Annotated in this window: 6 protein-coding genes and 2 pseudogenes; 4 read left to right on the top strand and 4 right to left on the bottom strand. The window is 61.6% G+C overall.

The annotated features are described in order from the left end of the window. Positions 1–123: 123 nt before the first annotated feature. On the bottom strand, positions 124–306 hold the full coding sequence (locus tag ACO2RV_RS24740) for a hypothetical protein (protein ID WP_423296865.1): 183 nt from the start codon (positions 304–306) through the stop codon (positions 124–126). Between the two features lie 51 nt (positions 307–357). Here ACO2RV_RS24740 and ACO2RV_RS24735 point away from each other — a divergent pair, with 51 nt between their 5' ends. After that, complete coding sequence (locus ACO2RV_RS24735; protein ID WP_423296864.1) at positions 358–951, top strand: hypothetical protein; 594 nt, start codon at positions 358–360, stop codon at positions 949–951. An 84-nt stretch (positions 952–1,035) separates the two neighbouring features. Continuing rightward, a complete protein-coding gene (locus ACO2RV_RS24730) occupies positions 1,036–2,901 on the top strand; it encodes a hypothetical protein (protein ID WP_423296863.1) in 1,866 nt (621 codons plus the stop codon). Between the two features lie 57 nt (positions 2,902–2,958). Here the strand turns inward: ACO2RV_RS24730 and ACO2RV_RS24725 are convergent, their stop codons facing one another. Together ACO2RV_RS24725 and ACO2RV_RS24720 are read right to left on the bottom strand one after the other, a co-directional pair. Then, entirely contained in the window at positions 2,959–5,454 is a 2,496-nt protein-coding gene (locus ACO2RV_RS24725) for a S8 family peptidase (RefSeq protein WP_423296862.1), read from the bottom strand. Then, the gene (locus ACO2RV_RS24720; protein WP_423296861.1) at positions 5,455–6,441 is read right to left on the bottom strand and encodes an AAA family ATPase; all 987 of its coding nucleotides are present in this window, start codon (positions 6,439–6,441) and stop codon (positions 5,455–5,457) included. A gap of 564 nt (positions 6,442–7,005) precedes the next feature. Between ACO2RV_RS24720 and ACO2RV_RS24715 the strand changes: the two genes are divergently transcribed. Then, complete coding sequence (locus ACO2RV_RS24715; protein WP_423296860.1) at positions 7,006–7,245, top strand: hypothetical protein; 240 nt, start codon at positions 7,006–7,008, stop codon at positions 7,243–7,245. A 5-nt stretch (positions 7,246–7,250) separates the two neighbouring features. On the opposite strand, the pseudogene ACO2RV_RS24710 reads toward ACO2RV_RS24715, so the two are convergent. After that, positions 7,251–7,915, bottom strand: a pseudogene (locus ACO2RV_RS24710) (IS5 family transposase); the annotation flags it as partial. Between the two features lie 62 nt (positions 7,916–7,977). On the opposite strand from ACO2RV_RS24710, the pseudogene ACO2RV_RS24705 reads away from it, so the two are divergent. Beyond that, a pseudogene (locus ACO2RV_RS24705) lies at positions 7,978–8,238 on the top strand (transposase); the annotation flags it as partial. Between the last annotated feature and the right edge of the window lie 149 nt (positions 8,239–8,387).

Genomic DNA, 8,387 nt, shown 5'->3' with positions numbered 1-8,387 from the left:
CCGATGTGCTCGACCGCATCGCCGGGACGCCGCAGAACCGGCTCGCCGAACTGCTGCCATGGAACTGGCAAATGCGAAACTGCCAGACGCCATAGCTGCCACAGCGCGGCCCTCGCCGGATGCTTACGGCTCCTCCAGGACCTCGGCCATATCCCGGCTGAGCAGGCTCAGGCAATCACGACCCTGCACGGCTACAGGAACCAACTTTACCATGTCGGCCTGCGCGACGATCCGGTCATCGGCCCGCTCGCCCACCTGTATTTCCACTTCGCCGCCGAGTTGCTTGAGCCACTGCTCGGCACTCAACGCCACCTGCGTTGGGAGCCTGAGATCATCACAGACGCCGCGCGGCGCCTCTTGCCGGAGCTGGCGACCGCGAAACGCTACGGTGCGAAGGTGGATATTGCGGGGCTGCGCGCCCGATGGGTTGCCGAGTGTCCGCCGCCGCCGGTGCCCATCGCGCAGGCCCTAAGTAGGCACCTTCTCGCCAGAGTCGACGAAGCTGAGGCATCTTTCAGCATTATCGCGAGGGGACGCTCAGGGGCGGATGATCCTACTGCGACCCTGCGGACGGTCCAACTCGAGGCCGATACTCTGACGGCAATTCGCCGCCATCGCCGCGATCACGATAAGCAGCTGAAGGCGAAGGGTCTCGAGCCGAAGCCACTCGATGATGAGCAGCTCGCGATGGCGCGGGGAACGAGGGTCCTTGAAGACGTCAACGCGCGCCTTCTACCGAACTGGACCCCCAACCACCCAGTTTTGCCTTTCAACAGTTGGCGAAAGCAGGCGACATCGATCCGCACGAAACGCAAGGCGTCCATCGTGCTGGGGAGCTTTGACCGGATCAGGAGGGAGATCGACCAGCTGGAGGACCTCATGGCCGAGCCGATTGAGGACATGTACGGGTGGCATCAGTACCTCGAAGATGTCGCGATGGACAACCGGTAGACCCGATGGATCCGACATTCGCAGCCCATGGCGAGTCGCTCCATGGCTCATTCCAGCGTCTTGTCGCGAGGGAGTGGTGGACGCATGACACGCATACGGCTTGGTCAGCTCTTCGATTGTACGGAGCAAGGCGGCGTTCTGGTTGCAGAAGCCGCTGACGGTTCACTTCGACACATCGACGACGTGCCGTCGGGACTCGCCTGCCAATGCCAATGCCCCGGCTGCGACCGGCGAATGGTTGCAAAGAAGGGGGACCTGCAAGCACACCACTTCGCACATCACGTTGATCGCGACGGTGGTTCGTGCACGTCCGCGGGCGAAACGGCCCTCCACAAGTTCGCGAAACAGGTCCTGGACGAGCGACTGGAGATTGCGCTTCCCGAGCTCCTCGTTTCGAATCGGGACGATACCGAAGTCGTGGTGCGGGCAACGAGACTCGGATTCGACGAGGCCATTCTTGAAACCAAGGATGAGTCGATTGTACCGGACGTTGTCCTGGTGCTGCGGGATCGGCGCCTCATCGTGGAGTTCAAAGTCACCCACCCCTGCGATGACGTGAAAATCACGCGCATCCGGACCATGAACATCGGGGCGATCGAGGTCGACCTGTCCGCCTACCGGGATCGAGCATTGGATGAGCTGGCCGACGTCATCCTCTACAACGCTCCCAGGATCTGGCTTTACAATCCGCACGAGCCCGCTGCCCGGGACCGTTTGTCGGAGAGGGCGCGCCAACGTGCCGAGGATCGGCAAAAGTCCATAGACGAGCACCGTCGAAATTATCGGCACCGTCTTCCGGCTCGCGAGGGGGGTGGTGGGGAGTGCGAGGCTATCCTGCGCCAGGATGGCTTGGATGCTCTGATCAACCTCCCCGTCGACGGAAGCGGATGTTTCACGGTCCCGCTCGCCGAGTGGCAAGGTGCAATTGTCCTCGACTTGCTGCAATCGAAATCCCAACCGTTCAGAACGCGAACGGCCGTCGCCGCCCTGGTCAGGCGGCGTTGGATCGACTCGCGGTTCCGTTCGGTCTCCGAGGACATCGCCAAGGCGCTGAAGGAAACGGGACTGCCTTTCGCCTCTCCCGCAAAATCCGTTGAAAGCTATCTGCACCAGCTGGAGCAGCTTGGGTTTGTCCACTCCGTCCCCTCGGAGATTTGGAAGGCGTCGGGTCTGCTGCGGCAGAGGATTCGCGAGGCGGAGGAGTTGCGGGCGCGCCCTGCGAAGCGCCTGGCCGAAATGCGGGGCATCGTGTCAGAGCAGCTTCTCGGCCTGCCTGACGAGGAAACGCGCGAATTCTCATTCGAGGCATGGATCATGGCCGAACTATCGGGCCGTGGACAGTCCGTCGCTGACGCAATTCACGGCAGCGATCCTGAATGGACGGCGCTTTGCCATCAACTGTCTAACATCCGCACCCGGATCCGCTTTTCGCCTCGCCCCAATCTGGAGCTTCTTGGGCTCCCATGTGAGGGGGAGCTTGCGCGCGCGTTGCAGAGGAAGCGCCTCGAGGCCGAAGACAGAGAACGGGAGAAGCGGGAGAAGGAGAAGGCCGATGCCGAAGCACGGGTAGTCCGGCTCAGGAGGCTCGCGGCGGCGGACCTAGGTGAAGGTCATGAAATCTGGCTGAGCACCGGCGATGCGGCTCTGAACGGCCAGTCTCCACTGGAGTCCGCGCGGAGCGAAACTGGGCTTCGCGACGCAATCTATGCTCTCGGACGAAAAGCGGACCAGCTCAGGATCGAGGAGCAAGCCCGCGAGCGCAAGCATAAAGCCGTCCGAGAGCTCGAGGCCCTCGCTCGCAACCGCTACATCGACCCTGCACGGGCAGATCTCTGGATGCGGAGTTCCCGCCCTGAGCTTGGCGGGCAATCGCCGGCCGACTTCACGATCGACGACGCCACGCGTGACAAATGTACGACCTACCTCCCAGGGAAAAAATCACGCTACTGAGCTGGACGCCCGATTGCGTGAAACAGCTCGATCGCGATGGGAGAGCACTCCCCTGCCTCATATTTCTACAACGATTTCGGGCTCGATCATTGTGGTGATCGGCGTGTACAGATCAATGTTGGCTGCGGTTCTGAGCGTCGCAATGAGCGAGTAGCGAACCCGGGTGTCAGTGCGACCATAGCCGGGGTTCTCCCGCCACCAACCACCGATCGGATAGACGATGATGGCATCGCGCTGAGACAGCTCGACGGCATCGCCTTCCCAAATGTCAGCATGCAGCGAGCCACGATTTCGCAGATTGGGGCCCAGCATCCATCGCGTCTCCGCTGTCCGCGCCGGAGGCCGAGTTCCCGCCTTGGCATTGATACGGCGGACGAAGACGTCCAAGCGTTCGTCACCCGGTTTGAGAGCAAAGCGCAAACCATGAGAGGCGTAGCTGTGGCGCCGGCTTCGGCCTCGCTCTCCCGGATTCGGTTCGATGAAATAGCTGAGCGTGATGCGCAGCTGCACCTGAGTCTCACCTAGCGCTTCAAGCTCATCCCGCGGCCAGGGCAGTTCGTGAACAACGAGGTCCTTGGTCTCGACAGCGCTCGCTACCCTTGCAAAGGGCTGCATGCCATTCTCAATGACCATGGTCACGTCGTTCTGAAGGCTCCCAAGGGCGCGTGAGAGGGATGGCACTCCGAAACCATAGCGGCGCAAGACGCCATTCTTACCGATCGCCCCGAGGTGGGTCTTCATTGCCGGCGTCCATTCAGCCGAATGGACGACAAGACCTCGCACCGTCTCGGGCCAAAGGCCGGGCATCTCGGCCATGATCTGGGCACCCATGCGAGCCGCAAGCGCTGTGGCTGCACTTGTCTCGCCCGTTGTCGTGAACGCGCGGTGTTCCGGCAACCGATAGGTGGTCAGAAGTGCGAGATCATCGACGTGATCTCCAAGCAAGGTTGCCGGGTCAACACCTATATTGCCACCCTCGAAAACGACATCCGGCTTGAGCGGCCAGTCGTAGTTCCAGCTGACCGAGGTGCGGGACCTCGGCATGATATCGCCGACGCCTGCCATCGCCTCCCAGCCTGCGAATAGCGGATCGACGATGGTATCCTTTTCGGTGAAGGCGCCGACAGACAGGACATTCCAGGCCTGCGCGGGGCTTTCAATCGGCGTTGTGTCGTTTCGGGCGGGATAATCGTCACGATGGATGTCGTCCCGGATATTTCCAGCCGAAACAGCGATGAAGCGAGGCGCGTTGTCCGCGCCGAATGCAAGCGTATCGAGGGCAGCGGACCAGGACGACGGCCGGCCCCGCCAATGATCGCCTTCCGAGGTGATGGCGAGACATATAGCGCGGGGGCGGTTCGGCGCGACGATCTCGGTACGGGAGATCGATTGCGCGGTGATCGCACCATAAAGATCGGGATCGTTGGCGCCGTGATCCGGCAGCACCTTGACCGATTCCAGCCTGTGGCGCAGCGCCACCGGCCCGTCGCCAGCGAGCACGTCGATCAGATCCCCGTAGAGCGCCACACCCGACAACTGGGTGCCGTGGCCACCATGTGCCTGGTTACTCACGTCCTCGACGTTCCAGCCTGCATTGAAGGCCTGTTGATCAACGGCAGCGAGCCCCGGCCGGATCAGCGGATGTCGGCGGGTTGAACCGGAATCGAGGAGACAGACGGCCGGTACATCGGCGGCGGGAGCAACGATCCGATCCGCCGTTTCCGCAGCCCAGGCCCGTTGTTCAGCGCCGTCCATGGCTATGAAGAAGGAGGGCGTGTCGCGCGCCGTGCGCAGCTCGGCGATGGTGTCAGTATTAGCGATGATGCGCCCCAGCATCTCCGCCGTGCCGTGGACAATGACAACTTCTCGCTCGGGAAAGGTCAGCGCGTGCTCGCGCATTTGCAGTGTGAGACGTCCCGCCGCGGCGACGAAGCGCTCTTTCGTGCCCAGCCGCAGCCAAACCTCCCACCAGATCGCTACACCCGGAAGAGGAAAGAATGTTTCATCGTCGGTGTAGAGCGACCGGGCTACAGCCAGTCGCGCGGTCTCGATGGAGGCGACCAGGACCTCATTCTTTGGACCGGTCGCCTCCTCTATGATCTGACCGTCGACCTCGCGCCTGCGAACGCGGTCCTTGTCCCGATAATCAGCAACCTTCTTCAGATAATACTCGCGCTGCTGTTCCGGTACGAAGACCGTGGCGGCAACCGTCGTGCCGTCGGCGTTACCTGGCCGAACACTCACCAGCTCGATCGGGAACTTCCCCTGCCGGTTTTCGAGCTTATCGACGATCTCGGCGTGGACCGCCGGCAGATCGAATTCGAGATAGAAGCCCGGCGTTCCGGCGGCAAGACCGACTTCGCGCGCACGGAGCTGTGCTTCGGCGCCAGCCAACGCCTCCGTCAGGGCTCTGGTTAATCTCTCAGCATGTCGGACTCTGTCGCGCTGCGGCGGCTTGGAGTTACTGCCACCAGCATGAGCGGTGTAGTCCTGTGCTGCACCATGGCCAGGAAGATAGACATGCGGGAGTGGGCGCAGAGGATCGTCTGCCATTTACCGATGCGCAGCTCCCTTGCGCTCCGCGATGGCCGCTCTGAGATCCCGCAATGTGATGCGATCCCGCTCCTCAAGAACAACCAGCTTGGCGGCATCAGCCGCAGCCCGTGAGATTTCGGCCTGACTCATCCCCGTCGCAGCGCTGACGACCGCGTCCCAATCCAACCCTTCGGTGTCGAATGTCGCCAGCCGCGCCTGGAGGATCCGCTTCGCGACCTCTGCGCTCGGCAGCGCATACTCGATCACATCGTCGAACCTGCGGAACAGGGCAGGGTCGAGCAACTCGGAATGGTTGGTGGCGGCGATCACCAACCCCTCACTTTCGTCCTCCTCGAGAAACTGCAGGAAGGAGTTGAGGATGCGGCGGATCTCGCCGACGTCGTTGCGCTCCGCCCTACGGGCGCCGATGGCGTCGAACTCGTCGAAAAAATAGACGCCCTTTGTTTCGACCATGGCGGTGAACACCATGCGAAGCTTTGATGCGGTTTCGCCCATGAACTTGGTCATCAAGGCGTCGAGCTGGACCGTAAAGAGCGGCAGGTGCAGCTCCCCTGCCAAGGCCGAAGCCGTCATCGTCTTGCCAGAACCAGGGGGACCTATCAGCAGCAGCTTGTGGCGCGGTGCGAGCCCGTGACTGAGGAGCCGATGCCTCTGACGCTGCTCACGAAGAACGCGGCGAAGCCGCTCGTCAAGTGCTTCGGGGAGCACCATGCTCGACAGCCTGACATCCGCATACCGGACGGCGATCAGATTTGCGAGGTCACCCCGAGGCTGCGCTAACGGAACGGGAGCCGACCTTCGCTTGGGGGGCCGCTCTCTGTTGGCACGCGCGGCGTCTACAAGTTCGCGAAGCTGCATTGCCACTTTGCCGTGGCCCCGGCGCGCCTCGCTGGCGGCCGCCTGTAGGGCGATCGTCAGGAACTGCTCATCATCACCTTCGACGTGGCTCTTGAGGAGGGAAATCAGTTGCTGCGCGGTCGTCATGACATCTCAACGCAGCGAACCGCTGCGTAGCTCCAGATATCGGTTTGCCAGGATCGCAGCACAGGATTCCTCTCGCGGCGTTCGAACAGCACTCCCGAGAGATAGGCCCTTCTCCCCAAGAACAAGTTAAGAACGAGTTTAGGGGTTAAGGCCAGCGGAATCAGCCCGCCGTGGATCGCGATTCCCAGCTTTCCAGCCGGGTGTGGCGGCCGCGACTCACACCCACCCGCTGCTGAGAAACTACACCTCCTTCGCTTGCCACCAACGACATCATCAATGTCAGCCATGCGCGCCATTGCCGACATTTAAGGCCGGATGGTCATACGACTTTCTCGCCTTAACCAATGCGCCCGCAGATTGTAGAGCTGCCCACCCACGATCTGGCATAGTGGATGTCCTCGGTGCTTTCCCCGATCTGACATGGTAGTGGCCGCAGTGGTCAACAAGATCGCCCTTCAGCTTTGTTTCTGATTTGTTCCAATTCGCGCACGATAGATTATACTGCAGAAGCGCGCGAAGGGCAGATGAAGCCTGGTTCGGATCGGTCAAGGCGGAGCATTGGGAATGTCACTGGGCGAGATCATCGCATTCAGAAACGGCTCCTACGAAATTCGGGCCATTGTCGACGGTCGATACGTCGTCCGAATCCGCAATCGCCAACGGAACACCGAGAGGTACAAGGTTTGGACCCCTGAAGAGCGCGACCAATTCGATCGTGAACAGAACCGTCAGCGCGATCTCGATGAACGCGCGCGCGAGCTATATGAGCGACATCTCTCTGGCGAGACCTATGCTAGGCCGTAGACTCATTACGGCTGACACCATATGCGGGCTGCCACGAGTTTGACGGCGGCGAGATAGTTGGCGGGGTCCTTGTCGTATCGGGTTGCGATGCCGCGGAAGTGTTTGATGCGGTTGAAGAAGCGCTCGACGAGGTTGCGCTCGCGATAGAGCCATGCCGAGAAGGCAAAGGTGCCCTTGCGATTTGCCTTGGGTGGGATGTTGGCCCAGGCCTTTCTCTGCTCCGCCTTGGCGCGGATCGCATCGCTGTCGTAACCCTTGTCTGCCAGCAGGATGTCGCCCTCGCCGAGGCCTTCGATCAGCGCTTCGCCTTGCGTGCAGTCGGCAATCTGGCCGGCCGTCAAGCGCAGTGTGACGGGGCGGCCTTCGGCATCGACGAGAGCATGGATCTTGCTGGTCAGGCCGCCGCGGGAACGTCCCATGCAGCCATCGTCCCCACCCCCCTTTTTCCCGTGGCCGCGTGCTGGTGGACACGGACACAGGAGGAATCGATCATAACGATGTCGCCGTCGTAGGCTTCTGAAACCGCTGCGAGAAGCCGATCCCAGACCCCTGCCTTTCGCCAGCGCACGAAGCGATTGTAGCAGGTTGTCGGTGGGCCGTAGCGTTCGGGAACCTCCGCCCATGGCGATCCCGTACGAAACCGCCACAGGATGCCGTTCAAGACCCGCTGACGTTGCCCCTCCTGGCTAATCCAGATTGAAGTTCGTTCTGGCCCATTGAGAGGACCAGAACATGAGGCGCAGCCGCTTCACGGAAGAGCAGATCATCGGCATCCTGAAGGAGCACGAGGCCGGGGTGCCGGTCTCGGACCTGTGTCGCAAGCACGGGGTCAGTGATGCCAGCATCTACAAGTGGAAGGCCCGTTTCGGCGGGATGGACGTGTCGGAGGCCAAACGGCTGCGGGCGCTCGAGGATGAGAATGCCAAGCTGAAGCGCATGCTCGCCGACGCGATGCTGGACAACGTGGCGCTGAAGGACCTCCTGGGAAAGAAGTGGTGACGTCCGCTGCCGAGCGGAGGCTGTGTGAAAACCCTTGATTATGCTATGTTTAGGCACTGCTTCGGAGGTGCCAGATGGGACGTTTTATCGAGGCTGCCGACCGTCATCAGGCGAGCTTTCTGCCCGCTTGTTTGGAGGACTAT

The organism is Ancylobacter sp. VNQ12 (assembly GCF_049445835.1).
Classification (GTDB): domain Bacteria; phylum Pseudomonadota; class Alphaproteobacteria; order Rhizobiales; family Xanthobacteraceae; genus Ancylobacter.
This window is presented reverse-complemented; position numbering and strand designations above follow the sequence as displayed.